A 24,219-nucleotide genomic window follows, 5' to 3' on the forward strand; every position below is an offset into this window, starting at 1 on the left:
CGTCACGCTGCCAAATGGTCGCTATGCTCACCTTAACTACCAATACCGGATTGTGGTTCAGACTTATTTTGATTTCATTTGCCAGCGCATTGCTGGCGCTATTAATTGGTCAGGGAATTTTAGCCAGGCTGGAACAAGCGCAACTACAGCACTATAGCCAGGATGTGCTCGAACAAGGCACCGCCGTCGCCCGTGAAAGCCGGGAAACCATTGACCGCGTGCTGACGCTAAATAACACGCCTTGCTCCAGCGCCGATCTGAAAGAATTACGCCTGCTCTCCTTTTACTCCGTCTATCTACGTGATATTGGGCGAATCAAGAACAACTATCTCATCTGTTCCGCGGGCTGGGGCATCCTCAACCCACCGATTTATCTGCTGCCGCCGAACCTGACGACCGATGAGGGCGTGCAGCTGTGGACCGCGATGAAAGATGTGGTGGATCCGCGTATTACCGCAGATATGGCGAGCCTCAACGGTGTCGTCACTGTCACCGCAGCCGCCGCATTTCGTCATTTCACTCAACCACCCGCCGAATACAGCGCGATGCTGCTCACGCGTAACCTAGGGCATATCTATCAGACCTTTGGCAACATCGACCTCTCAATGTTCAAAGAGACTCGGCATGAGAGTAACGGGTGGCTGACCATGGGAAAACGCCAGACGTTTTTCTGTGCAGCTACCCTGAATGTCTGCGTGCTGGCTCAGTTGGATTCTGCCGGCATCCTGTATCGCCCGTGGTATATCATCGCTGCGCTATTTTTTGTTGGGGCGCTCCTCGGGAGCAGTTTTGCCCTGTCCTACCAGCTCTATGACGATCGGCACCATACTTTACCCTCACAGCTAAAACGCGCGATCAAACACCAGCGGTTTCAGGTACATTACCAGCCGCTGATTAGCCTGCCGCAGCGCACCATTATTGGTGTAGAGGCGCTGGCGCGTTGGAAAAACGAGCGTGGCGACAACGTTTCGCCAGAGTTTTTCATCAGCGCGGCTGAAAAAATGGGCTACTCAGATGAGCTAACCCGCATCATTACGCGTCAGGCGCTGCGTGACATGCAGCCGTACCTCACGCAGGACACGCCCTTCCTTCTGAGTATTAATCTGTCCGTCTCCGACATTATTTCGCCGGATTATCATCACTTCCTACAGCAAATGTGTGATGAATTGGCGATCGATAAAACCCGCGTCATGTTGGAACTCACCGAGCGGTCGAGTACGTCCCACAAGACGCTGGCTGATGGCCTTGAGGCGCTACGGCGCTCAGGCTATAAGATCGCGCTTGATGATTTCGGCACGGGCTATTCCAACCTCGATTATCTGAGCCATTTACCGTTCGATATGATCAAGATCGACAAGATTTTTGTCGACGCCATCGGCACGGACACGGTTAATGCCGCCATGGCCGATCTGTTATTTACTCTTATCAAAAAACTCGACGTCCCGGTGATCATCGAAGGGGTGGAAACACGCGAGCAAGCCGCCTACATCCTGCAACAGTGCCCGTCGGCGATTATGCAAGGATGGTATTTCAGTAAGGCCGTGGCATTGCACGATCTACCGGATATCCATCACTATCCGTGCCCGCCGATAGAAAAAATGCCGACAGAAACGATGTAAATAGAAACGGTGTAACCTGAAAGCAGGCCGACTGGCAAAAGTCGGCCTGCCGTCATTGGCTACCGTACCCTGATCGGTAAACGGCGGATAATCTGCCCTCATGCCTGACAGGCTTCCCCACCCCCTGCGCACATCTCTCGCGCCGTCACGTTCAGCACTTTCAGGCGGTGATAAAGCGTCCGCTTGGGGATCCCAAGCTCCACAATAACATCGTCAATGCAGTGGTCGTGGCGGCGCAGCGCATCCTGAATCAGAAATTTTTCAATCCGCTTTAAGCGATCTTTCAACTGCAAAGGACGCGGGTGCAGCAGCGGCTGGATTTTGGCTAAAGGCGACAGCCCCAGCGCCCAGCGATCCGCCGCCGCTTTCAGTTCACGGATATTGCCCGGCCAGCTGTGGGTCAGCAGCTGTTCGTCAATGTCCGCCGTCATTGGTGGCAGTGCCATTTTCAGGCGTACCGCGGCTTCCTGACTAAAGCGCTGAAACAGCGGCAGAATGAGATCGCTGCGGGAACGCAACGTTGGCAGTTGAATCTTTACCGTATCCAGACGGAAATAGAGATCGCGCCGAAACAGCCCTTTTTCCACCAGTTGCAGCAGCGGCGTTTGCGTCGCCACAATCACGCGCATATCCACGGGCGTGAACTGGGTGCTTCCCAGCCGCTTTACGCCACGACTTTCCAGCACGCGCAGCATCTTGGCTTGTAGCGTCATGGGCATACTGTCGATCTCATCCAGAAACAGAATTCCCTTATCTGCACTTTCCAGATAGCCGGCGCGGGAGCGATTAGCTCCGGTATAAGCCCCGGAAACCACGCCAAACAGCTCACTTTCGGCCAGATTTTCCGGCACGGCGGCGCAGTTCACCGCCACCAGCGGACCACTGCATCGAGAAAGTTGATGAATGCGGTTCGCCAGCGTGTCTTTGCCCGTACCAGTTTCACCTTCCAGCACGATGTCGACATTGAGAGGCGCAATAACATTGATGATGGGTGAGAGCGATGAATGAATATCATCGGCTGTGTGTGTGGAATGTCCCGACGATGGCGGGAAATAGTCTGCTGATGATCGCGCTTTTTCTAATACGGGCTTTTCTAATGATGAAGGCGCTAATGACGAATGCTCTGAGAACGAATTTTCTAATAAAGAAGCGTGCTGTCTATCCTGACGGTAATGATTATTCATTAACTACTCCTGAAGCCCAAGCGGGCTAACTGACTGCCTTCCATAACGTGGTGCCCCACCGTCTATCTGTGACGTTTCTCCGCATAACGCACACCGATTCATCGCTGGTGGAACGATGACAAGCATTACCGTCATTGAATAATGAAACCATCAGGCATCGCTGAACATCAGGTAGGAATTCCAGAGGAATTTGTAGGGAAATGCCTACAAAAAACGGCCAACATAAGCAAAAACAGTCTGTTACTTTCCTGAACAATTAGCAGGAAAACGAAAAGATACCGTCAGGAAAATGTAAGCTTCAGCAAAAGGGATTCACCGACTGTTGAATCCCTTTTATCTGTTATTTTTCGCACAGCGCATTCCCACCGCTAAGGAATGAGCTTCTTACTCACGACATACTTCACAATTTCCACATTGGTGCTGAACTGCATTTTCTCCATCAGGCGCGCTTTGTGGGTGCTGACCGTTTTGTTGCTGATGGCCAGCTCATTGGCGATGGCGTTGATACCCATCCCCTGCGCAAACATAATCATGATTTGGTGCTCTCTGGCCGTCAGCACATCGTGCGCGGCTCGGTCACCCTCCGTATAATTGGAAAACACCAGCTGCTCGGCAATCGTATGGTCGATATAGCGAGCACCCTGCGCCACGCGTCGGATCGCCGACAGCAGCGCTTCCGGATCTTTATCTTTGGTGATGTAACCTCTGGCGCCACTCTTCAGCGCATGCTGCGCAATTTGCGCTTCGCTGTACATGCTGAGCACCAGAATCGGCAGACGCGGATATTGCGCTACCACGCGCGAAATCAGCGCTTCACCGCTGATGCCCGGCATCGACATATCCAGCAGCAGCAAGTCGGGGGTCACGCTGCGCAGTTGCGCCAGCACCTGTGCACCATTTCCCGCTTCGGCGACGACGCTCAGCGAGTCATCCAGCGCAAAGATCTGCTTGAGACCTTCACGCATGATGACGTGATCGTCGGCGATCATTAAACGTATTGGTTTGCCCATCGCTCATTTCTTCCTTTTGTTATTCTTATCCCGCGGTTAGCGGGTATAGCCATTTTTAGGAAACGTTAGCTGCACCAACGTGCCTTTGCCGGGCGCGCTGTCTATAACAACTTCGCCTCCCAGCATCCGTCCGCGTTCTTTCATGCTCATGAGTCCGAAAGCGTTTTTATTTTTAGCGCGGGAATCAAAACCTTTACCGTTGTCCTTGGTGCACAGCACCACGCAGTCCTGCTGGTTATCCAGCGTAATGATTACCTGCGTGGCGGCGGCGTAGCGCGCCACGTTAGTCAACGATTCCTGCACGACGCGGAAGGCCGCCGTGGTGCTCTCGTCATTGAGCACCAGCGGTTCTCCCGACGTTCGCAGCAGACAGGTTGCGCTGTAGTGCCGGTTAAATTCGTCGCACAGCCATTCCAGCGCGGGCGTCAGCCCCATATTCAGTACATTCGGCCTGAGCCGGGTCGAAACGTTACGCACCACCTGGATCGTTTGGTCAGTCAGTTGCATCAGCTTTTGCAAATGCGTCTGCATGTCTGGGTTTTCCTTGGCAAAACACATGCGCATGAGCGACAGACTCATGCGGATCGTGGTCAGGTGTTGCCCCAGCTCATCGTGAATTTCCTGAGCGATATGCTTACGCTCTTCTTCGCGTGAAATCTCACGCTGACGCGCCAATAAACGCAGTTGCATGTGCGAATCGGCCAATTTCTTCTCTGCATAGCGAATCGCCGTAATGTCCCGTCCGACGGTCAGAATGGACACCAGCGCGCCGTGCTGATCGAACTCAGGCACACAGCGAATATGGTGAATATGATGATGACGCTGCTCACCTCTCCCCAGCTCTTCCATGACTTCACCTTCCGCACTGCTGCGGGTATCGACAACCAGCCGCACCAGCTGTTCTATGCGGATCGCACAGCCCACGCCGGGCATCAGTTCCGTAATCATACGGCCCTGAAGTTGCTCTACGGTGAAATCCAGATGTTTCAGACTGGCGGGGTTGGCGTACAGGCAGTTCAGGTTGGCATCAAAGCGGATAATCAAATCCGGCGTGTTCTCCACCAGCGCGCGAAATTCCTGCTCTCGCGCGTAAGCCAACTGCTCGATATGTTTACGTTCCCTGATATCTCTGACTACACACATGTTGTAGCTACGTCCTCTGTGTTGGAAATGCGTGAGATTGACCTCGACCGGAATAGTCATGCCAGTGCGGGTGAGGTGCTTGGTTTCAAACGTGGTGCCGACGCCCAATGCGTATTCATGAAACCAGTCGGGCGAGCTATGCTCAGCGACCCAATCGGGATCGATATCGGCAACGCTCAAATGCATGAATTCCGTAATGCTGTAGCCCAGCGTCTGGCTGGCGGCTTCATTGACGTAACAAAAACGCTGATCTTCGTTGACGATATAAATCGCATCCTTGATGCGGCCAAATGCAAAATCCACCAGTTCAAGCTCGGGGGCTTTGGTTTTCTCATCGGAACGAAAAGGTTGGGTGAACATCATTGCCATCTCCTTATTTGAATTAAGACTGTTGTGCAGCCACCCGCCGTGCAGGTAGCGCAATACGGCGTCTCAACATTCCAGAAGATGGACAGGGAACCCTGCAACGGCATCAATGCGACCTGATATCACGGCGTGCGACCACGAACTGAACGGCAACCGCCATAGTGAAATAAAGCGGTTACCAACTCAGTCAGTGAAAAACGGCGGGTGCAGGCGCGTCCTTTCGTCCCGTGAAATGCCGTCAGGATTCAACGGCCTGACGGATCACCCCTCGGGCACGAGACAGCCGCGACCGCACCGTACCGATCGGGATCTCCAACTGCAACGCGAGATCCTGATAGCTGGCATCGGTATCCAGCAATTGCATCAGCATCTGACGGGTATCTTCAGGCAGTGAGACGATGGCATCCATCGCGCGTTTCAAGGACCGCTGACTTTCGGTGATAGCGCCGGGATCGAGATCTATCGCGATATGTTCCAGCATCTCATCGCCCATTTCCTGAGCGCGCTGGCGTGCCTGCTTGAAATAATTGCGAACCAGGTTGAGGGCAATACCGAATACCCACGTCTCCGGCCGCGATGCTCCCGCAAATTTATCCTGATGTTTGAGCACTTCCAGATAGGTCATTTGCTGTAAATCCTCCACGTCGTCATGGTTGCTGACGCGCTTGCGGATAAAGTTATGCAATTTCTTTCCGTGTTGACGAAACACCTGTTCCCAATCGACAGATAACGCTGGGTAAAGCGAAGGGGTCTGTTCGATGTGTTTCAGGGTAGACATTTCCATTGGCTGACTCTCCGTTGTTGTGCCTCATTGGCAAAAACGGAAGAGCAAGCCTTGTGCCAGCCCGAAAAAATTTTTATCACACTGATTTTTAATCAGTTATTTTTCACTTTGCTTTTTATCACGCCACTTATTGCCAACGCCAGCGGCGTGAAATTGCAAGTTATTGCAATCAGTAGAACGGCATTTAATCCAATCCGCCATCAAATTCGGCCTGCTCCGATGACTTCACATCGGGGAACCCATTCTTTTCTGCGTCCACACAGCAATACATTCATACCGCTGCACGTTCGCACCACGACACGTAGCCGATTTATTCAGGATGACATCATGATCAAAATGCCGACGGTTCTTCCCTCTAGCAGCGCCCTGCCGCGTCCTGTCGTGGTGGATGACGATCCCGCGCCACAGGCTGCGGTGCAGCAGACGAGTTCGCACCACGCGCCTCCCGGTTCGCCGCTCTCCACCTCAATGGAGGAAGTGGCAATGGCGTTTGGCGAGCAGGCCGAACGCAGAAGCAAATCGCTGAACCGACGCCACATCGCCCAGCAGCCGGACGCGCGCGCCACCGCCAATGTCGAGCGGATTGAGAAACTGACCGAACTGTTCAGGATGCTGGAAAATCCGTCGCAAAGTACGCTCGATCAGCAGTTGAGTCGGATGCGCGATCTGCTGATGCAGCAAGGCTCACCGTCTCTTGAGGCGGTGCTGGAAGCCGCGGGCAACGATCCGGCGCGCGGTGATATTCTGCTGCGCCACATCCAGCAGCAGTCTCCCCAACAGCCTGAGCTGACCGCGGCGGCAGAAAGTGCGCTACAGCAGCTGCATCAGGAGAAAGGGCCGGAAGTTCGGGCCGGTCTGAACACAGCAACGGCCATTGCGCTGTTCAGCACTCAGCCGGAACAAAAACAGGCGATGCGCGATCTGTATTACCAGAAAATCGTGCATCAGCAGTCGGCCAGCGCGCTGTTGGATTCCCTGCTGGAACGCTTTGATGCCGCAACGTTTTCCATTGGGCTGCGCACGTTGCAGCGCGCGCTGGCGGCGGATATCGCCTCGCTGACGCCGTCGATTTCGAAAGCCGTTCTCAGCAAGATGCTGAGCAACCTCAACGATTCTCGCCACCTGAGCCATACGCTATCATCCAGCCAGACGCTGCTTACTCGGTTAGCGAACAAAGTGCCTGCCTTTACGCTCGGTGCCGTGGAGCTAACCCGCCGCCTGATCGGCCTGAGCGCCAACGGTGCCTATGCCCGCGATCTGCATAATCTCGGTCGGGAAGTCGCCGGTACGCAGGTACAGCATCAGGCGATGTTTTTCAGCGCCCTCCTGCCGCTCGTTAGCGACCTGCCGCATCCACTGTGGCGAGACAGTAAAAACCGGCAAACGGCGATCCAACTGATACGCGGCATGATTGGCGATATCGCCCAATATGAGAAACAGCAGGCCAAAAGCACGCAGCGTGATACTGCATCGCGGCAAAAACAGGATGCGCACGACTCGGATAAGGGGCAGCCATGAATCTGTTGATTATCTGGCTGAACCGTATTGCGCTGAGCGCAATGCAGCGCTCGGAGGTGGTTGGTGCGGTCATCGTGATGTCCATCGTCTTTATGATGATCATCCCGTTGCCCACCGGGCTGATCGATGTGCTGATCGCGCTCAATATCTGCGTCTCTTCTCTGCTGATCGTGCTGGCGATGTATCTGCCCAAACCGCTGGCCTTTTCGACGTTTCCAGCGGTGCTGCTGCTGACCACCATGTTTCGGCTGGCGATCTCCATTTCCACCACGCGCCAGATTCTGCTTCAGCAGGACGGCGGCCATATCGTTGAAGCCTTCGGTAACTACGTGGTGGGCGGGAATCTGGCGGTCGGTCTGGTTATCTTCCTGATTCTGACGGTGGTCAACTTTCTGGTGATCACCAAAGGCTCCGAACGCGTGGCCGAAGTGGCGGCACGCTTCACGCTCGATGCGATGCCCGGTAAACAGATGTCCATCGACAGCGATCTGCGTGCCGGATTAATCGAAGCCCATCAGGCACGGCAGCGGCGGGAAAATCTGGCGAAAGAGAGTCAGCTGTTCGGGGCGATGGACGGCGCGATGAAGTTCGTTAAAGGCGATGCCATTGCGTCGCTGGTGATTGTGTTCATCAACATGATCGGTGGTTTCGCCATCGGCGTGTTGCAGCACAACATGGCCGCGTCCGATGCGATGCACGTCTACTCGGTATTGACCATCGGCGACGGGCTGATCGCTCAGATTCCCGCCCTACTGATCTCACTGACCGCCGGGATGATCATCACCCGCGTCTCAGCCGACGGGCAAAAAGTGGATGCCAATATTGGCCGTGAAATTGCCGAACAGCTCACCAGCCAGCCCAAAGCGTGGATCATCTCTTCCATCGGCATGTTTGGTTTTGCGCTGCTGCCGGGGATGCCGACGCTGGTGTTTGTCACCATCAGCTTCGCGTCACTCGGCAGCGGTCTGTTTCAGCTCTGGCGCATCAAGCAACAGGGTCAGTTAGATGCCAGCCAGTTGGAAGCGGACAACATGCCTGCTGAACAGAACGGCTATCAGGATCTGCGGCGTTTTAACCCCACGCGCGCCTATTTGCTGCTGTTTCATCCAGTCTGGCAAGGGCAGCCAACGGCAACGGCGCTGGTGCAGAATATTCGCCGCCTGCGTAACAAACTGGTCTACCGCTTCGGCTTTACGCTGCCGTCCTTTGATATCGAATTCAGCGATCGGCTAGCGGAAGATGAATTTCAATTTTGCGTCTATGAAATTCCCTACGTGAAAGCCACGTTTGTCACCGACCGACTGGCCGTTGCCAGCGGTGCAATCGAACCGACTGATGTTGATCTTGCCACACCCGGCCCGACGCTGCGGGATGAAAGCCAGTGGCTCTGGCTACCGCTGGCACATGTCGCGCAGCAGCCGGACGATGTGCCGCGCTGGAGCGCGGATGAGCTGATTCTGGCGCGCATGGAACAGGCTATTCATCGCACGGGCTCACAATTTATCGGCTTGCAGGAAACCAAATCCATTCTGGCCTGGCTGGAGAGCGAGCAGCCGGAATTAGCGCAGGAGCTTCAGCGCATCATGCCGCTTTCACGTTTCGCTAGCGTATTGCAACGGTTGGCTTCCGAACGCGTGCCGCTGCGGTCGGTGCGCCCCATCGCCGAAGCGCTGATTGAAGTCGGCCAGCACGAACGGGACACGCTGGCGCTGACCGACTACGTGCGTCTGGCGCTCAAATCACAAATCTGCCACCAGTACAGCGACGAAAACAGCCTTGCCGTCTGGCTGCTGACGCCGGAAAGCGAAGAACTGCTGCGCGATGCGCTGCGCCAGACGCAGAACGAAACGTTCTTCGCCCTGACGCAGGACTACGCCGCCACGCTGCTCGGCCAACTGCGGCAGGCATTTCCGCCGCTCTCGTCGCAGCGCAGTCTGGTGCTGGTGGCGCAGGATTTACGCAGCCCGCTGCGCACGCTGTTGCAGGATGAATTTCACCACGTTCCGGTGCTGTCCTTCACCGAGCTGGAATCCACCCTGTCGATCAACGTCATTGGACGTCTCGATCTTTACGACTCCCCCGACCCCTTTAGCGCATAGGAACACACCATGTTTGAATTACGCGTGCTGACTGGTTTACATCGCGGTGCGGCGCTGCCGCTCTGCGGAAACGCCTGGCGCATCGGTGCGGCCGATGATGCCGATCTCGTGCTTTACGATCCCGGCATAGCGCCGTATCACGGCCAACTGGAGAAGACCGCTGACGGCTGGGTGCTCATCGCACAGGATGGCACGTTGTGCAATGCGGAAGGCCATACCGTCGAGCAGATTGACGCTCTGCCGCCCGGCACGCCGTTTGCGCTGGGGCAGATTTGGCTCTGCGTTGTGGCGGCCGATACCCCCTGGCCTGACGACAGCGAAACGCCTCCAATGGTGGAAGAGGACGTTCCCTCTGCGGATATGCCTGCCGATGAATCACCAGTTCATACCGCTGCGTCGATTCCTGCGCCTGCCCCCGCACCGCGCCTGCCGCTGTGGGCCAAAGCCAGCTACCTGCTGCTCGGCGCGTTGCTGCTGGTAATGGTGGGCAGCTGGCAGCTACAGGAGAGCGTCGCGATGCCTGCCGCCCCGTCGCCGCAAGATACCCGTAAACCGCTCGGCACCTTGCCACAGCTGGAGAGCACGCTGCGCATTATGTTGCAGGAGCGGGAGCTGAGCACAGCCGTGAAAGTGGCGGCCTCTCAGGATCGCATCACGCTCACCGGACAATTATCGCCGGACGATCAAAAAAAGCTGGAACGGATGCTCGCCCAACTCCACCAACGTTATAGAACCGCGCTGTCCGTGGATAACCGCACGCAGCTGAAAACGGAGCAACTGCCGTTTCAGATCGTTCAGGTGACCAGCGGGTCACGCGCCAACGTCGTCACGGCGGACGGTCAGCGCTTTTTCATCGGCGATGAGATCGACAACCTGCGTCTGGTGAGAATTGACGAGCACCAGATTGAATTCAGCGGCAGACAACAGATAACGGTGAACTGGTAATGCAGACACAACCTTCTTCTTTTCCGCTGCTCGACCAGTGGGTCACGCAGCAGCGCCAGCATCTGGCAGCCTATGCGCCGGTGGAGAAAAAAGGCCGCGTCATGGCCGTCAGCGGCATCCTGCTGGAATGCAGCCTGCCGCAGGCGCGCATTGGCGATCTGTGCTGGGTGGCCCGTCAGGACGACAGCCAGATGATGGCGGAAGTCGTGGGATTTAGCCCAGACAACACCTTTCTCTCCGCGCTCGGTGCGCTGGACGGCATCGCACAGGGTGCCACCGTGACGCCGCTGTATCAGCCGCACTGCATTCAGGTATCGGAACGTTTATTAGGCAGCGTGCTGGACGGATTTGGGCGGGCGCTGGAGGACGGCGGCGAGAGCGCGTTTGTCGAGCCCAGTCATGCCGCAGGCCGCACGCAGCCAGTGCTGGGCGATGCCCCACCGCCGACCTCCCGACCGCGCATCAGCCAGCCGCTCCCCACCGGATTACGCGCCGTCGATGGCCTGCTGACCATCGGTCAGGGGCAGCGTGTCGGCATTTTCGCCGGTGCAGGCTGCGGCAAGACCACGCTGCTGGCCGAACTGGCACGTAATACGCCGTGCGACGCCATCGTTTTCGGGCTGATTGGCGAACGCGGCCGTGAGCTGCGCGAGTTTCTCGATCACGAACTGGACGATGAACTGCGTAGCCGCACCGTGCTGGTGTGTTCCACCTCAGACCGCAGCAGCATGGAACGCGCCCGTGCGGCGTTCACCGCCACCGCCATCGCCGAGGCTTACCGTGCCGAAGGCCGTCAGGTGCTGCTGATTATTGATTCTCTGACGCGTTTCGCGCGCGCGCAGCGTGAAATCGGCCTGGCGCTCGGGGAACCGCAGGGGCGTGGCGGGCTGCCGCCGTCGGTCTATACGCTGCTGCCGCGCTTGGTCGAACGCGCCGGACAAACGGAAGACGGCGCCATCACCGCGCTCTATTCCGTACTGATCGAACAGGACTCCATGAACGATCCGGTCGCCGACGAAGTGCGTTCGTTGATTGATGGACACATCGTGCTCGCCCGACGGCTGGCGGAACAGGGGCACTATCCGGCTATCGACGTGCTGGCCAGCCTGAGCCGCACCATGAGTAACGTCGTGGATACCGAACACACCCGCAATGCGGGCGGCGTACGGCGTCTGATGGCGGCGTACAAGCAGGTCGAAATGCTGATCCGCTTGGGCGAATACCAGCCCGGCCATGACGTGTTAACCGACTCCGCGGTCAACGCTCAGGCAGAAATCACCCAGTTTCTTCGTCAGTCGATGCGTGAACCCATGCCATATGGCGTGATTCAACAACAGCTCGCCGGAGTCAGCCGCTATGCCCCATAACACCGAACGCGATGCCGAATTACAGACCGTGTTGAATCTGCTGATGCCGATACGCCGCCAGCGCTTAAGCCGCAGCGAGCGTCAGCAGCGGCAGGAAGAACAGCAGCTGATCCGCATTGCGGAACAGCAACGCCATCATCAGCAGCAGGTCGAGGCGCTGCGACAGGCCAGTCAGACGCAGCGCGACCAGTTTGCCCGAGAAACTCAGGGGCAATCCCAAACGCTGGAAAACCTGAAAAAAAACCTTGCCGCCGAACAACGTTTACTCGGTGAAATCGCGACAGAAACGCAGCAGGTACAGGCCACGCAGCAGCAACACCACGACCAGCAGCATCAGGTTGATCACGCCCGAGATACCACTCGCCAATGTCAGAAGGCGGTGGAGAAACTGGAATATCTGCTTACGTTACCTCAGGAGCACGTATGAATAACCGACAGATTGCGTCATCCGAATCTAAGGCGACGCAGAACGCGCAGGCGGTGCTGCACGGCAAGTCCTCGCGCGCAGGCGATTCGCAACACAATCCACAATCCGATCTACAACCCGATCCACAACACAGAGATTTCTGGGAAGCCTTCACGTTTTCGGACGGCTTTGAAGACGCGTTCTATCAGGAATCACCTGTCGCCTTAGCGCCGGGTAGCCCCATCAATACCCCGCTGCCGTTGCAAAGTGAGGCACCGGACAGCCCACAATATGTGACACCGTCACAATGGCAACCGCTGCAATGTGAGCTGATTGAGGCGATGGACAACATCTGCGCCCCGCCGTTTGCCTTCAGCCTACAGCTGCCGCAGTTGGGTGATATCGATGCGCGATTAGCCACGCTGGTGCCGCGCGGCTGGGATATTTCGCTGCGTTTCAGCCGGGAAAGCTACCACCAGTTAAAAGATCGGCGTGAAGCCTGCCGTCATTCGCTCTCCAGTGCACTGGACTGCCCGATAAACCTGCGTTTTGACGCCAGAGAGTATGAGAGATGAGCCCGAATTTACCCGACGTCCATTCACCGCACGTCAGACCGCTAACGCTGCCGGCCCTGCGCGCGCAGCACGCCCGTATCCGATCGACGCTGGCCACTGGATTATCGCTGCCGTTTATCCGCGACGGACGGGCTGGCCGCCTGCACCTTCAACTGGCGAACGCACTCGAGCAGGCAGAGGAATCATCCATCGCGCAGGCCAGCAGTTGGCGTAGCGACATCGGCATTATTTCACTGGCCGATCCGTTTCCTGTGCTCAGCCTGCTGTCGGACTGCCCGCTGCTGCCCCTCACAGAAGACGATGATGCGGCACAGGAATGGTACTGGACACTCTACAACCAGTTGCTTAACCCCGTGCTGCGGGCGCTGGTCGGAGAAATTTACCCACTGGGCCTTTCTCAGAAAGAGCGTGATTCCGCAGAGCAACACAGCGAGGATGCGGCACTCTGCGTCTGGCTCAGCGTGAGCTGGAACGGCATAACAGTGCGCAGCCGGACGCAGGCCGCTGACGCCGTCTGGCTGGCGCTATTTTCCCGTGCTGACTGGCACCGCCAGCGCCGCGCGCTACCCGCAGGAACGACTATCGCTATTCAGCTCACGCTGGCTGATGCCGTGCTGCCGCTGTCCGCGTTATGCCATTTGCGTACGGGCGATCTTATTTTGCCCAATCGCCCGTGGTTTACCCCCTCGGGCGAGGGAACGCTGTCAGCCGGCACGCTGCGCCTGCGCGGCACATTACAGCTCACGGAGCTCGCCCCCTACACCTTTACCGTTACCGACATGGAGACTGTCTCAATGCCCTCGTCCGCTACCGACACGATGCTAGCCGATCCCCACTCAGAGGCCTCAGCGCTTGAATTTACGCCAATAAGTGACAGCGTCACCGAAAATTTACCACCGCTGCCGGTCACCTTACATATTCGCTGTGGCAGTCTGACGATGACGCTGACAGAATTGCAGCACCTCGCCAGCGGTAGCGTGCTGACGCTGCGCGACGTGGTGCCGGGGCAAGCCTGGCTGTATCACGGCGATATCGCACTGGCGAGCGGCGATCTGGTCGATGTGGAAGGCCGACTGGGACTACAGATTACCCAGCGCTTTTCCGCACCGACGCCAATACTGCCGATAGCAGATGAAGAACACGCCGCCGAACCGGAGCTGGCACCATGACTTCCGGCGCATTCGATCCGTTGATGTTTGCGCTCTTTCTGGGCGCACTCTCCCTGATTCCGCTGATGATGATTGTCTGTACCTGCTTTCTAAAGATTGCGATTGTGCTGCTGATCACCCGCAACGCCATCGGGGTGCAGCAGGTGCCGCCCAACATGGCGCTGTACGGCATCGCACTTGCGGCGACGCTGTTTGTGATGGCACCCGTCTTTCAGGACATCAGCAAACGCGTGCAGGAAAAGCCGCTGGATATGACCGACATCACGTCGCTTCAGGCCAGCGTGACCTACGGGCTGGAGCCGCTGCAAGCCTTTATGTCGCGCAACGTTGACCCCGATATCCTCACCCACCTGCATGAAAACAGCCTGCAAATGTGGCCTGCGTCGCTATCCGAAAAGGTGAACACGCAAAATCTGCTGTTGGTGATTCCGGCTTTCGTGCTGTCGGAGCTACAGGCAGGGTTCAAAATCGGCTTCCTGATCTATATCCCGTTTATCGTCATCGACCTCATCGTCTCAAACGTGCTGCTGGCGCTGGGGATGCAGATGGTTGCGCCGATGACGCTCTCGCTGCCGTTAAAGCTACTGCTGTTCGTGCTGGTCAACGGCTGGACGCGGCTGTTGGACGGCTTGTTCTACAGCTACCTGTGAGGCCACGATGGAAATAATCACGCTTTTCCGTCAGGCCATGGTGATGGTCGTGCTGCTTTCTGCACCGCCGCTGCTGGTTGCCGTGATCGTCGGCGTGCTGATTTCGCTGCTACAGGCGGTGATGCAGTTGCAGGATCAGACACTGCCTTTTGCCGTCAAACTGATTTCCGTCGGGCTGACGCTGGCGCTCTGCGGACGTTGGATTGGCGTAGAGCTGATGCAGTTGGCTATCACCGCATTCAACATGATTGCGCACACCGGAGTATAAATCCGCATGATCGCCACCATTCAGCACGTTTACGACTTTATCATCGCCATTACGCTCGGCATCGCCCGACTGTATCCCTGCTTTATTCTGGTGCCGGTTTTTTCACTCAACGTGCTGAAAGGCATGACGCGCAACGCCGTGGTGATTTCCCTGACGCTGCTGCCCGCTCCCATCGTGCAGCAGCAGCTTCTGCTGACGCCGCTGTCCTGGCCGATGCTGCCCGGCCTGTTGCTGAAAGAGATCATTGTCGGGCTCCTCATCGCGTTGATTTTGGCGATGCCGTTCTGGCTGTTTGAATCCATCGGCGCCCTGTTTGATAACCAGCGCGGTGCGCTCATGGGCGGACAGCTCAACCCCGCGCTGGGTTCGGACGCCACGCCGCTCGGCCATCTGCTGAAACAGACGCTGATTCTGCTGTTGATTATCGGTATCGGCCTGAAAGGGCTGACGCAGTTGATTTGGGACAGCTACCAGATTTGGCCAGTGCTGTCGTGGCTGCCTGCGCCGGGAGAACAAGGGTTTGAGGTGTATCTCAGCCTGCTAGCCGACACTTTCACCCATCTGGTGGTGTACGCCGGGCCGCTGGTCGCGCTGCTGCTGCTGTTGGAATTCAGTATTGCATTACTCAGTCTGTATAGTCCGCAGCTTCAGGTGTTCGTCCTATCCATTCCGGCCAAGTGTCTGGTGGGAATGGCGTTTTTCATCATCTATCTGCCAGTGCTGCAATATTTAGGTGACCACAAACTTCAGGGGCTACCGGATCTCAAGCACCTGCTCCCGCTGCTTTTTACCGCATCGAATAGCTAAAGGCGGAACCGATGAGCGAGAAAACGGAAGAACCCACAGAGAAAAAGCTCGAAGACGCGCGCCGTAAAGGGGAAGTCGGGCAAAGTCAGGATGTGCCCAAGCTGCTGATTTGCGTCGGCCTGCTGGAGTGCGTATTGGCATTAGCAGACAGCACGATGGGAAAATTGCAAACGCTGGTACAACTGCCGTTGCAACGGCTGGATGCCCCGTTTGCGCAGGTCGCAAAAGAGGTGTTTCACGATGCCGCCGTGCTGGCGGGCACGCTCTGCCTGTTAGCCGCCGCGATTGCCGTGCTGCTGCGCGTGGTGGGCGGTTGGCTCCAGTATGGTCCGCTGTTTGCGCCCGAAGCGCTGAAGCTCGATCTCAACCGCCTGAACCCGATCAACCAGTTCAAGCAGATGTTTTCGATGCGCAAGCTGGTAGAAATGCTGACCAATATCCTGAAAGCCGCAGTGATCGGTATCGTCTTTTATAAAGTGGTGGTGCCGGAGCTGGAAGCGCTGGTCGAATTGGCCTATGGCGATCTGCACGGCTTCTGGCAAGGGGTGAAAGCCCTGCTGACGCGCATTGCCCGTACCACGCTGACGGCACTGCTGGTGCTGTCCGCACTGGATTTCGGTCTGCAAAAGTATTTCTTCCTCAAGCAGCAGCGCATGAGCCACGAGGATTTACGCAACGAGCACAAGGATTCCGAAGGCGATCCGCATATGAAAGGTCACCGTAAGTCGCTGGCGCACGAACTGATGAACGAACCCGCCGCACCGCGCCCCAAAGCCAAAGTAGAAGATGCCGATATGCTGTTGGTTAACCCAACGCACTATGCGGTGGGACTTTACTATCGCCCCGGCAAAACGCCATTGCCACGTATCTTGTTTAAGGGGGAAGACAGCGCGGCGCGGGAGCTTATCGCGCAGGCGCAAAAAGCCGATATTCCGGTGATTCGCTTCATCTGGCTGACCCGCACGCTGTATCGCACTACGCCGGAAGGCCATTACATTCCGCGCGAAACGTTGCAGGCGGTAGCGCAGGTGTATCGCGTCCTGCGCCAGCTCGAAGACGAGCAAAAGCGCGACATTATTGAGATGGAGTGAAGGCGGATATTTAGCTTTCCGCGATCTGACTCAAATAATACGCTTCTCCCCGACGCAGCTCCGCCATCATGAAATCAAGGAAAGCCTGTTGCTGCGGCGCGTGCGCTTTGCCTGCCAGCGTTTGGATTTGAAGCGAGCGCTGGTCAAGCTGCTTAATATTCAGCGGTTTCAGGCGCATCGGTTGCTGTAAGCACTTGTACATCACGGAATAGAAACTACAGGCGGTGACCGCCCCCGGCGTGCTCATCGCATAGTAATAAAGCGTGGTGAAGTTGTTGCAGCACAGCGTCGGTTCCAGAAAGGTGCCGTTCATGCGGCATGAGAGATCAAACAGCTGCCGTAGCGTGGTCGAGGATTCCGGCAAGGCCAGCGGGAAAGGATGCAGATCCGCCAGTTGAATAGACTGCTGCGCCAGCGGGTGATCGTCAGACATCAGCAGCATCAGCGGCGCGGGCAGCGACAGTTCCACATTCACGCCCTGCTCGGGCGCTAGCGCAAACTGGAGCGCAATATCCACTTCGCCATTGCGGATCATCTGGGACACCTGCATCGCAGAGTCCACTTTCAGCGCAAAGGTGGTATCGGGATCATGCTGACGAAAACGTGCAAATAGCGTCGGCAGCAGATCAAACGCCATCCCTTCCGTGCAGCCGATACGCAACAGCGCCCGACGGCTGGCTTTCAGCCCCTGAATCTCCGCCACGGCAGCATCCATGTCCATCATGCTCTTACGCACGTGATTTTCCAGAATGCGTCCGGCATCGTTTAACACCATGCCGCGCGCATGACGCTCGAACAGCGGCACGCCGATGCGTTCTTCCAGCCGCTGAATTTGGCGACTGATCGCAGATACGGCGACAAACAGGTGCTGACTGGCGGCGCTGAGCGAACCGGTGGTGGCAACCACTAGAAAATAACGAATCTCGGAGCTGTGCATGGCGGCGTTCCTTTCAGACAACGCGTGGGGATTCGAGGTTTATATTAAAAGCAAAGCTTAATTGCAATTTTTATTATTGTTGCAAAGCTCGTTTTTTCTTTAAATATCGGTAACTTCGGCACATTATCCAGCAAGGAAAGGCATGACCAGCGCAGACCTTATTCGTATCGCCTGTGAACGTTTCGATCGCGGAGAATTTAAACAGACGCTGGCCCGGCGTATTGCCCACGCCAGCGAGAGCCAGAAAGCCGGTAACCATCCCGCGCTGAACCGCTATCTGACGGACGAAATCCAGCCCGCCTTGCAGGCGATGGGGTTCAGCGTAAGGCTGATTGCCTCGCCAGATGAACGTCATCCCCCTTTTCTGTTGGCCGAACGCATTGAAGATCCTAGCCTGCCGACCGTGCTGTCTTACGGCCACGGCGACGTGGTTTTTGGTGATGAAGAAAACTGGCGCGACGGGCTCAAACCGTGGGAATTGGTGGAAGAAGGTGACCACTGGTACGGACGCGGCAGTGCCGATAACAAAGGCCAGCACAGCATCAACCTGATGGCGCTGGAGCAGGTGTTTCAGGCTCGCGGACAGCGTTTAGGCTTCAACTGCAAACTGCTGTTCGAAATGGGCGAAGAAATTGGTTCACCGGGGCTGGCCGAGCTGTGCCAACAACACAAGCAGGCGCTGTCTGCTGATATCTTTATCGCCTCCGACGGCCCGCGTCTCAGCGCAGAGCGTCCGACGCTGTTCCTCGGCTCTCGCGGCTGCATCAATTTCCGTTTGCGCATCCAGGCGCGCGATCAGGCATACCACTCTGGCAACTGGGGCGGCCTGCTGAGCAATCCGGGCACCCAACTGGCGAACGCCGTGGCGAGTCTGGTTGATGGACAAGGACGGATGAAGATCGACGCCCTGCTGCCACCTAAACTAACGCCCGCGCTACGGGAAATCCTCAGCACAATCGACCCCGCTGGCAGCGAGGGCGATCCGGCGATTGATGAAAACTGGGGCGAAGACGGTCTCACGCCTGCCGAACGGCTATTTGGCTGGAACACGCTGGAAGTGCTGTCGTTTATTACCGGCAACCCGAGCAAGCCAGTGAACGCGATTCCCGCCGACGCGACGGCGATTTGCCAATTGCGCTTTGTGGTCGGCACCGACTGGCAGCATCTGGCGCAACATGTGCGTCAACACCTCGACCAGCACGGCTTTACGCAGGTGGACGTTGAGGTGCTTAATACATCTCCAGCGACGCGCTTTAACCCCGAAGATCCGCTGGTGAATTGGACGCTGGCACTGATGCAGCACATTAGCGGCAAGCAGCCTGCGTTGTTACCGAATTTGGGCGGATCGCTGCCCAATGACGTTTTCGCCGACATCCTCGGCCTGCCGACACTGTGGATCCCCCACTCTTATCCGGCATGCGGCCAGCACGCGGTCAACGAACATCTGCTGAAATCTGTCGCCCGCGAAGGGTTAGCGATCATGACCGGCTTGTTCTGGGAACTGGGGGAGCAAGGCAACTCTCTGTTGGTACGACCTAGGCAACTTGAAGTATGACGGGTATGAACGACATTAAAAAGCCATCTCGATAGGAGATGGCTTTATCGTAAGACAGCCTTATATTCTATTAAATACAGGCTTTAGCTTAGAGCGAGCAATAAACGCGGGCTTCTCTAGGCGTATAAATACCGAACGTTACCACCCCAAGCAGGCCATTAACAAAGGTCTGCTGTGTTTCGGTGCGAACAACTTTGTCAGAACCGCCACATACCGCCGCAGCATCAATGGTTTTCTTCTGACCAATACCAGAAACGAAGAAGTGATGCGTGGTCACCTGTTTAGGTGTGGCAACAGACTCATTCTTTACTGTAAAGGTTTGTTGAGCACATCCCGTCAGTACCAGCGCCAATACGGCAGTAGAAAGTATTTTTTTCATCGAACCCTCGTTGTGTTATGTCAATAATTCTTACAAAGAATGGCATTTATACAAAAAATTACAATGTTTTAAATGCTCTTATCTTTGAATTAACACGGTATGTTGCCTGAGAGGGGATTTGCGGGTTAATACCCGTTTGCAGCGGGGAAGCCAGTGACCTATTGCTCATAGGTCACTGGCGGCTTGAAAGGGAATTATTTCTTCATCCACTCCGGCTTTTGGAACGCGTGGAACATGGAGTTTTTGTCCTCAAAGAACGCGGCGAATTCCGGGGATTGAACGGCGGCTTTCAGATCCTGAGCGAACGGTTTGTCGGCATCTTCCGCACGCACGACGATCATGTTTTTCAGATCTTCCGGCAGCACATCCAATTGGATCGCGTCAGACAGGTTCAGACCCGCAGAAATTGCGAAGTTGGCGTTAATCAGCGAGCCCGTTACGCCACCCAAAGCACGCGGCAGCTGTGCGGCTTCCAGCGGTTTAAAGACCAGCCCTTTCGGGTTTTCGGTGATATCACGCAGCGAGGCTTTAGTCGGCGTAATGTCTGGATTGATCTTGATCAGGCCGTATTTTTGCAGGAAATCCAGCGAACGAGCCAGGTTTGATGGATCGTTTGGCAGCGTCACGATATCGCCAGCTTTCAGCTCATCCAACGAGCGTACTTTGTTGGAGTAAAAGCCCATGCTGGCCGTCGGCACGGTGATCACTTCCGCCAGTTTCAACCCTTTATCTGCGCTGAAACGATCAAGATAGCGGCGGTTTTGGAACAGGTTGGCATCGATACTGTTGTTCGACAGCGCCAGATTCGGCTGGATGTAGTCGCTGAATTCGCGCACTTTCACCTCGTAGCCTTTTTTCACCATTTCCGGCTTGATCGCTTTCGTGACCATGTCGCCATACGGCCCCGGCGAGACGCCGATGGTGATTTCTTTGCCTGAATCTGCTGCGTAAGCCTGAGAGATGCCCAATGCCAGCATGAGTGGAATGAGTTTTTTCAATCGCATCGTCGCGTTCCTGTCTGTCCGATTTAGTCAGTCTTTACCATTATTTGGGGCGTAATAGGTGCCATGATATTGATGACGAAGTAAGGCGGGCAGAGAGCGTGGGTAGATCGTAAAGACGCTGTAAATACATCCCTGTACGCTCGAGCCGCGCCATCCTTGGCGCGGACGCTTTACTCTTCTATCCCACGCTCTCTGCTGCCATGTCGTATAACGGTTATGGGTGTCGTAGCGCCCTATTCTATTTTTATAACGTTATTCCCTGGTGTTGGATAACGTTTTACTGCTCACATGCCTTACTAAAAAAGTCTTATTTAATAATCAATTAAAACAAAAAGATTTCCTGTCCGTAGCAATATTTTTCGTACAGTTCAGGGTTAATCTCAAAGCCGATTCCCGGTTTATTTGGCACCGCAACGCAGCTGTCTTTGTCCAATTCGACAAACGGCAGCATGAAGTCTTCATGCCAGTAGCGGGAAGATGGCGGGATATCGTGTGCGTAGATAAAGTTCGGCAGCGTAGATACCGCAATGTTGTGCGCTTTACCGACCGCCGTATCCAACATACCGCCGCACCACACCGGAATATTGTGCGCCTGACAGTAGTCATGAATCAGCTTAGTTTCGGTAATGCCGCCGACACGCGCGACTTTAATATTGATGATTTTGGCGCTGCCCAGCTCGATCGCCTTACGTGCATCCTCTACCGACGCAATGCTTTCATCCAGACAGATCGGCGTATTTACCGCCGCCTGAAGTTTGCGGTGGTCGATAATGTCGTCGTGCGCCAGCGGCTGTTCGATCATCAGCAGATTGAATTGATCAATGCGCTTAAAGAAATCAATATCGTCCAGCGTGTAGGCGGAATTGGCATCCACCATCAGCGTGATATCACCAAACGCCTGACGCAGCGCCAGAATATAGTCGTAATCTTTTCCCGGCTTGATCTTTATTTTGATGCGCTTGTAGCCTTCATTCAGGAAATTATCGACCACGCTGACTAATTTATCGGGCGTTTCCTGAATACCAATACTCACTCCCGCTTCGACGTTATTTCGCACGCCGCCCAGTAATTGATGCAACGGCACGCCTTTTATCTTCGCGTAAGCATCCCAAATACCGCCTTCGATTGCCGCTTTAGCGCAGTTATTACGCTTTACCGGGGCGAAAATATCGCGCACCTGTGAAGGATGCTCTATATCTCCGGCCTGCTTAATCATCGGGATCAGGAAGTCACGCATAATATGCCAAGCGGTGACGTTGGTTTCTTCGTTATAAAACGGCAGCGAAATGGCCGAGCAATCGCCGTAACCAATCTGTCCGCCAGCGTGGACTTCCGCGATGGAGAAATGTTTCTCCGTCTGCGTCGCAAAGCTGGTCGTAAATGGCGTTTTCAGCGCCATTTTCATTTTTCTTAATACAATTTTTTCTATTTTCATGACATCTCTCTGCTGCCCTGAATACCCTATTCTGTCGTGGTTTAGCGGCGTTCGCGCTTATTCGCCCGACGCGATAACATATCGCCCAGCGTTTGCACGACCTGCACCAACACCACCAGCGCAATCACGGTCACCACCATGACTTCGGTTTCATAACGGTAATAACCGAAGCGGATCGCCAGATCGCCCACACCACCGCCGCCAACAATCCCGGCCATCGCCGAGTAGCCAATCAGGCTGACCAGCGTGATCGTCAGGCCGCGTAATAATCCAGCCAGCGCTTCCGGCAACAGCACCGTCCCGATGATACGCGTTGGGCTGGCGCCAAAGGCCTCCGCCGCTTCCACAATGCCCGGATCGACTTCACGCAACGCGGAATCCACCAGACGCGCATAAAAGGCAATCGCCGCGACGGACATCGGCACCGCCGCCGCAACTGGTCCAATGGTGTTCCCCAGTAGCAGTTGCGTTAATGGCAACAGCAGTACCAGCAGGATCACAAACGGGATCGAGCGGATGATATTCACCAGAATGGTCGAGACCAGATAGACAAAACGGTTCTGCCAGAATAAATGACGATCGGTCACATAAATCGCGATACCTAACGGCAGGCCGAATATCACCGCACAGAGCGTTGAAATACACACCATCGTGAAGGTTTCACCGAAGGCGAAGATTAATTCACCGATTAAATCAGTCATTGATGACCTCCACCCCAAAGGTATTCTGTCGAATATAAGCAATAGCAGCGGTTAAATTATCCGCTGTCGGATCGTCACGGTATGAAATCTGAGCGATAATATGCCCCAGCGCGCGATCGTTAATGTATTCAATATTGCCGTGCAGAATATTGACCGATACCTGAAATTGCTGCGCCACGTCGGATAATATCGGTTGTTCTACCGAATCATCGGCGAAAAGTATTTTCAGCAAGACGCCTTTATTATTCTGCTTAAAGCGTTCAGGTAATTCGACCGGGCTGGTATGGCTAACCAGCTGTTTGGTGTAGGCGTGTTGCGGCGCAGAGAAGATCGTAAAGACGTCGCCCTCTTCCACAATATTTCCGCCCGTCATCACCGCCATGCGCTGACAAATACTTTTAATCACGCTCATTTCATGGGAAATCAGCACGATCGTGATGCCTAACCGGACATTGATACTTTTCAAGAGCGCCAGAATAGACGCCGACGTTTCCAAATCTAGCGCTGAGGTGGGTTCATCACACAACAGCACTTCAGGATGGTTGGCGATGGCGCGGGCAATGCCCACACGCTGTTTCTGCCCACCGCTCAGCTGCGCTGGATAGGCAGTCCCTTTGTCCTGCAACCCGACCAGCGCCAAGATTTCCGGCACGCGCGAAGCAATCTCTTCTTTACCCTTCCCCGCAGCACGCAGGCTGAACGCCACGTTGTCATACACATTGCGGGTATGCATCAGATTAAAATGTTGGAATATCATTCCGATCCGCTGCCGATGCTGACGCAGTTCGCGGCCAGACGCATCGCTAATCAGCGTATCGCCCAGAAACACGCGCCCTTCTGTTGGACGCTGCAATAAATTGATCGTCCGCAGCAGCGTACTTTTTCCTGCGCCGCTGGTGCCGACAATCCCAAAAACTTCACCCTGTTGAATGGTCAGGTTGACGTTGTTTACCGCCCTGGACTGTGCTGCTTTACCGGCGGGGAAATCAACGCTCACGTTTTCTAACCGAATCATTACCTGACTCACTCCTGCTGTTACTGACTATTTTATTGGCATACGCAAACGTATGTCTGTTTGATGTAGGGAAACCACTGTGCTTGGGTAAAACCATTGTTCTTGGGTAAGACTATTGTTCGTAGGTAAACATTGGCTCGTGGGTAAAATATTTCGCATTAGTTGACGTTGAACCTATCCCACAGGACTGTT

General features: G+C 55.5%; 23 protein-coding genes. 13 read left to right on the top strand and 10 right to left on the bottom strand.

Going from position 1 to position 24,219, the window contains the following annotated elements; translation table 11 throughout:
* Positions 1-23 precede the first annotated feature (23 nt).
* A complete protein-coding gene (locus QWJ20_RS10310; RefSeq protein WP_095994673.1) occupies positions 24-1,619 on the top strand; it encodes an EAL domain-containing protein in 1,596 nt (531 codons plus the stop codon).
* A gap of 98 nt (positions 1,620-1,717) precedes the next feature.
* Here QWJ20_RS10310 and QWJ20_RS10315 read toward each other — a convergent pair whose 3' ends face one another.
* From QWJ20_RS10315 to QWJ20_RS10330, 4 genes are all read right to left on the bottom strand, one after another.
* The gene (locus QWJ20_RS10315) at positions 1,718-2,803 is read right to left on the bottom strand and encodes a sigma 54-interacting transcriptional regulator (RefSeq protein WP_095994674.1); all 1,086 of its coding nucleotides are present in this window, start codon (positions 2,801-2,803) and stop codon (positions 1,718-1,720) included.
* A 368-nt stretch (positions 2,804-3,171) separates the two neighbouring features.
* A complete protein-coding gene (locus QWJ20_RS10320) occupies positions 3,172-3,813 on the bottom strand; it encodes a response regulator transcription factor (RefSeq protein ID WP_014915549.1) in 642 nt (213 codons plus the stop codon).
* A 36-nt stretch (positions 3,814-3,849) separates the two neighbouring features.
* Positions 3,850-5,319 (bottom strand): PAS domain-containing sensor histidine kinase, encoded by a 1,470-nt coding sequence (locus QWJ20_RS10325; RefSeq protein ID WP_174868465.1) that lies wholly within the window; start codon positions 5,317-5,319, stop codon positions 3,850-3,852.
* Positions 5,320-5,560: 241 nt separating this feature from the next.
* Positions 5,561-6,106, bottom strand: coding sequence for an RNA polymerase sigma factor (locus tag QWJ20_RS10330; RefSeq protein ID WP_095994676.1), 546 nt, complete (start codon positions 6,104-6,106; stop codon positions 5,561-5,563).
* A 327-nt stretch (positions 6,107-6,433) separates the two neighbouring features.
* On the opposite strand from QWJ20_RS10330, the gene sctW reads away from it, so the two are divergent.
* Genes sctW through sctU form a run of 11 tightly spaced genes read left to right on the top strand, consistent with a single transcriptional unit; the run spans position 6,434 to position 17,001 of the window.
* Positions 6,434-7,624: a type III secretion system gatekeeper subunit SctW gene (gene sctW, locus QWJ20_RS10335; protein ID WP_433992482.1), complete on the top strand. Its 1,191-nt coding sequence runs from the start codon at positions 6,434-6,436 to the stop codon at positions 7,622-7,624.
* Positions 7,621-9,723 (top strand): type III secretion system export apparatus subunit SctV, encoded by a 2,103-nt coding sequence (sctV, locus tag QWJ20_RS10340; protein ID WP_433992483.1) that lies wholly within the window; start codon positions 7,621-7,623, stop codon positions 9,721-9,723. The genes sctW and sctV overlap by 4 nt, the downstream gene beginning before the upstream one ends.
* A gap of 9 nt (positions 9,724-9,732) precedes the next feature.
* The gene (locus QWJ20_RS10345; protein ID WP_433992484.1) at positions 9,733-10,668 is read left to right on the top strand and encodes an FHA domain-containing protein; all 936 of its coding nucleotides are present in this window, start codon (positions 9,733-9,735) and stop codon (positions 10,666-10,668) included.
* The gene (sctN, locus tag QWJ20_RS10350) at positions 10,668-12,035 is read left to right on the top strand and encodes a type III secretion system ATPase SctN (RefSeq protein ID WP_349964274.1); all 1,368 of its coding nucleotides are present in this window, start codon (positions 10,668-10,670) and stop codon (positions 12,033-12,035) included. Before QWJ20_RS10345 ends, sctN begins: the two co-directional genes overlap by 1 nt.
* Positions 12,025-12,462 (top strand): type III secretion protein, encoded by a 438-nt coding sequence (locus tag QWJ20_RS10355; RefSeq protein WP_174868470.1) that lies wholly within the window; start codon positions 12,025-12,027, stop codon positions 12,460-12,462. Before sctN ends, QWJ20_RS10355 begins: the two co-directional genes overlap by 11 nt.
* Positions 12,459-13,016 carry a type III secretion system HrpP C-terminal domain-containing protein gene (locus QWJ20_RS10360; RefSeq protein ID WP_226300749.1) on the top strand — a complete coding sequence of 186 codons (558 nt, stop codon included), beginning with the start codon at positions 12,459-12,461 and terminating at the stop codon, positions 13,014-13,016. Before QWJ20_RS10355 ends, QWJ20_RS10360 begins: the two co-directional genes overlap by 4 nt.
* Positions 13,013-14,185 (top strand): type III secretion system cytoplasmic ring protein SctQ, encoded by a 1,173-nt coding sequence (sctQ, locus tag QWJ20_RS10365; protein ID WP_433992485.1) that lies wholly within the window; start codon positions 13,013-13,015, stop codon positions 14,183-14,185. The genes QWJ20_RS10360 and sctQ overlap by 4 nt, the downstream gene beginning before the upstream one ends.
* Entirely contained in the window at positions 14,182-14,835 is a 654-nt protein-coding gene (sctR, locus tag QWJ20_RS10370) for a type III secretion system export apparatus subunit SctR (RefSeq protein WP_095994683.1), read from the top strand. Before sctQ ends, sctR begins: the two co-directional genes overlap by 4 nt.
* A 7-nt stretch (positions 14,836-14,842) precedes the next feature.
* Positions 14,843-15,103: a type III secretion system export apparatus subunit SctS gene (sctS, locus tag QWJ20_RS10375; RefSeq protein WP_011093640.1), complete on the top strand. Its 261-nt coding sequence runs from the start codon at positions 14,843-14,845 to the stop codon at positions 15,101-15,103.
* 6 nt (positions 15,104-15,109) lie between these two features.
* Positions 15,110-15,910 carry a type III secretion system export apparatus subunit SctT gene (gene sctT, locus QWJ20_RS10380; protein ID WP_433992486.1) on the top strand — a complete coding sequence of 267 codons (801 nt, stop codon included), beginning with the start codon at positions 15,110-15,112 and terminating at the stop codon, positions 15,908-15,910.
* Positions 15,911-15,921: 11 nt separating this feature from the next.
* A complete protein-coding gene (sctU, locus tag QWJ20_RS10385; protein WP_433992487.1) occupies positions 15,922-17,001 on the top strand; it encodes a type III secretion system export apparatus subunit SctU in 1,080 nt (359 codons plus the stop codon).
* Between the two features lie 10 nt (positions 17,002-17,011).
* Here the strand turns inward: sctU and QWJ20_RS10390 are convergent, their stop codons facing one another.
* Positions 17,012-17,938, bottom strand: coding sequence for a LysR family transcriptional regulator (locus tag QWJ20_RS10390; RefSeq protein ID WP_433992488.1), 927 nt, complete (start codon positions 17,936-17,938; stop codon positions 17,012-17,014).
* A gap of 142 nt (positions 17,939-18,080) precedes the next feature.
* On the opposite strand from QWJ20_RS10390, the gene QWJ20_RS10395 reads away from it, so the two are divergent.
* Positions 18,081-19,493 (top strand): M20 family metallopeptidase, encoded by a 1,413-nt coding sequence (locus QWJ20_RS10395; protein ID WP_433992489.1) that lies wholly within the window; start codon positions 18,081-18,083, stop codon positions 19,491-19,493.
* Between the two features lie 88 nt (positions 19,494-19,581).
* Here the strand turns inward: QWJ20_RS10395 and QWJ20_RS10400 are convergent, their stop codons facing one another.
* From QWJ20_RS10400 to QWJ20_RS10420, 5 genes are all read right to left on the bottom strand, one after another.
* Complete coding sequence (locus QWJ20_RS10400; RefSeq protein WP_095994688.1) at positions 19,582-19,872, bottom strand: Bor/Iss family lipoprotein; 291 nt, start codon at positions 19,870-19,872, stop codon at positions 19,582-19,584.
* 194 nt (positions 19,873-20,066) lie between these two features.
* Positions 20,067-20,876 carry a MetQ/NlpA family ABC transporter substrate-binding protein gene (locus tag QWJ20_RS10405; RefSeq protein ID WP_052900838.1) on the bottom strand — a complete coding sequence of 270 codons (810 nt, stop codon included), beginning with the start codon at positions 20,874-20,876 and terminating at the stop codon, positions 20,067-20,069.
* Positions 20,877-21,198: 322 nt separating this feature from the next.
* Entirely contained in the window at positions 21,199-22,311 is a 1,113-nt protein-coding gene (gene menC / locus QWJ20_RS10410) for an o-succinylbenzoate synthase (RefSeq protein ID WP_433992490.1), read from the bottom strand.
* 41 nt (positions 22,312-22,352) lie between these two features.
* On the bottom strand, positions 22,353-23,012 hold the full coding sequence (locus QWJ20_RS10415) for a methionine ABC transporter permease (RefSeq protein ID WP_039480020.1): 660 nt from the start codon (positions 23,010-23,012) through the stop codon (positions 22,353-22,355).
* Entirely contained in the window at positions 23,005-24,027 is a 1,023-nt protein-coding gene (locus QWJ20_RS10420) for a methionine ABC transporter ATP-binding protein (RefSeq protein ID WP_219678232.1), read from the bottom strand. Before QWJ20_RS10420 ends, QWJ20_RS10415 begins: the two co-directional genes overlap by 8 nt.
* Positions 24,028-24,219 lie beyond the last annotated feature (192 nt).

This window comes from Pectobacterium sp. S5 (assembly GCF_051707265.1).
GTDB classification, from domain to species: Bacteria; Pseudomonadota; Gammaproteobacteria; order Enterobacterales; family Enterobacteriaceae; genus Pectobacterium; species Pectobacterium polare.

What these genes read in the sequence shown, in the direction of transcription:
- QWJ20_RS10310 (WP_095994673.1), top strand. Translation starts at nt 24, where the DNA reads ATGCTCACCTTAACTACCAATACCGGATTGTGGTTCAGACTTATTTTG.
- QWJ20_RS10315 (WP_095994674.1), bottom strand. Translation starts at nt 2,803, where the DNA reads ATGAATAATCATTACCGTCAGGATAGACAGCACGCTTCTTTATTAGAA.
- QWJ20_RS10320 (WP_014915549.1), bottom strand. Translation starts at nt 3,813, where the DNA reads ATGGGCAAACCAATACGTTTAATGATCGCCGACGATCACGTCATCATG.
- QWJ20_RS10325 (WP_174868465.1), bottom strand. Translation starts at nt 5,319, where the DNA reads ATGATGTTCACCCAACCTTTTCGTTCCGATGAGAAAACCAAAGCCCCC.
- QWJ20_RS10330 (WP_095994676.1), bottom strand. Translation starts at nt 6,106, where the DNA reads ATGGAAATGTCTACCCTGAAACACATCGAACAGACCCCTTCGCTTTAC.
- sctW (WP_433992482.1), top strand. Translation starts at nt 6,434, where the DNA reads ATGATCAAAATGCCGACGGTTCTTCCCTCTAGCAGCGCCCTGCCGCGT.
- sctV (WP_433992483.1), top strand. Translation starts at nt 7,621, where the DNA reads ATGAATCTGTTGATTATCTGGCTGAACCGTATTGCGCTGAGCGCAATG.
- QWJ20_RS10345 (WP_433992484.1), top strand. Translation starts at nt 9,733, where the DNA reads ATGTTTGAATTACGCGTGCTGACTGGTTTACATCGCGGTGCGGCGCTG.
- sctN (WP_349964274.1), top strand. Translation starts at nt 10,668, where the DNA reads ATGCAGACACAACCTTCTTCTTTTCCGCTGCTCGACCAGTGGGTCACG.
- QWJ20_RS10355 (WP_174868470.1), top strand. Translation starts at nt 12,025, where the DNA reads ATGCCCCATAACACCGAACGCGATGCCGAATTACAGACCGTGTTGAAT.
- QWJ20_RS10360 (WP_226300749.1), top strand. Translation starts at nt 12,459, where the DNA reads ATGAATAACCGACAGATTGCGTCATCCGAATCTAAGGCGACGCAGAAC.
- sctQ (WP_433992485.1), top strand. Translation starts at nt 13,013, where the DNA reads ATGAGCCCGAATTTACCCGACGTCCATTCACCGCACGTCAGACCGCTA.
- sctR (WP_095994683.1), top strand. Translation starts at nt 14,182, where the DNA reads ATGACTTCCGGCGCATTCGATCCGTTGATGTTTGCGCTCTTTCTGGGC.
- sctS (WP_011093640.1), top strand. Translation starts at nt 14,843, where the DNA reads ATGGAAATAATCACGCTTTTCCGTCAGGCCATGGTGATGGTCGTGCTG.
- sctT (WP_433992486.1), top strand. Translation starts at nt 15,110, where the DNA reads ATGATCGCCACCATTCAGCACGTTTACGACTTTATCATCGCCATTACG.
- sctU (WP_433992487.1), top strand. Translation starts at nt 15,922, where the DNA reads ATGAGCGAGAAAACGGAAGAACCCACAGAGAAAAAGCTCGAAGACGCG.
- QWJ20_RS10390 (WP_433992488.1), bottom strand. Translation starts at nt 17,938, where the DNA reads ATGCACAGCTCCGAGATTCGTTATTTTCTAGTGGTTGCCACCACCGGT.
- QWJ20_RS10395 (WP_433992489.1), top strand. Translation starts at nt 18,081, where the DNA reads ATGACCAGCGCAGACCTTATTCGTATCGCCTGTGAACGTTTCGATCGC.
- QWJ20_RS10400 (WP_095994688.1), bottom strand. Translation starts at nt 19,872, where the DNA reads ATGAAAAAAATACTTTCTACTGCCGTATTGGCGCTGGTACTGACGGGA.
- QWJ20_RS10405 (WP_052900838.1), bottom strand. Translation starts at nt 20,876, where the DNA reads ATGCGATTGAAAAAACTCATTCCACTCATGCTGGCATTGGGCATCTCT.
- menC (WP_433992490.1), bottom strand. Translation starts at nt 22,311, where the DNA reads ATGAAAATAGAAAAAATTGTATTAAGAAAAATGAAAATGGCGCTGAAA.
- QWJ20_RS10415 (WP_039480020.1), bottom strand. Translation starts at nt 23,012, where the DNA reads ATGACTGATTTAATCGGTGAATTAATCTTCGCCTTCGGTGAAACCTTC.
- QWJ20_RS10420 (WP_219678232.1), bottom strand. Translation starts at nt 24,027, where the DNA reads ATGATTCGGTTAGAAAACGTGAGCGTTGATTTCCCCGCCGGTAAAGCA.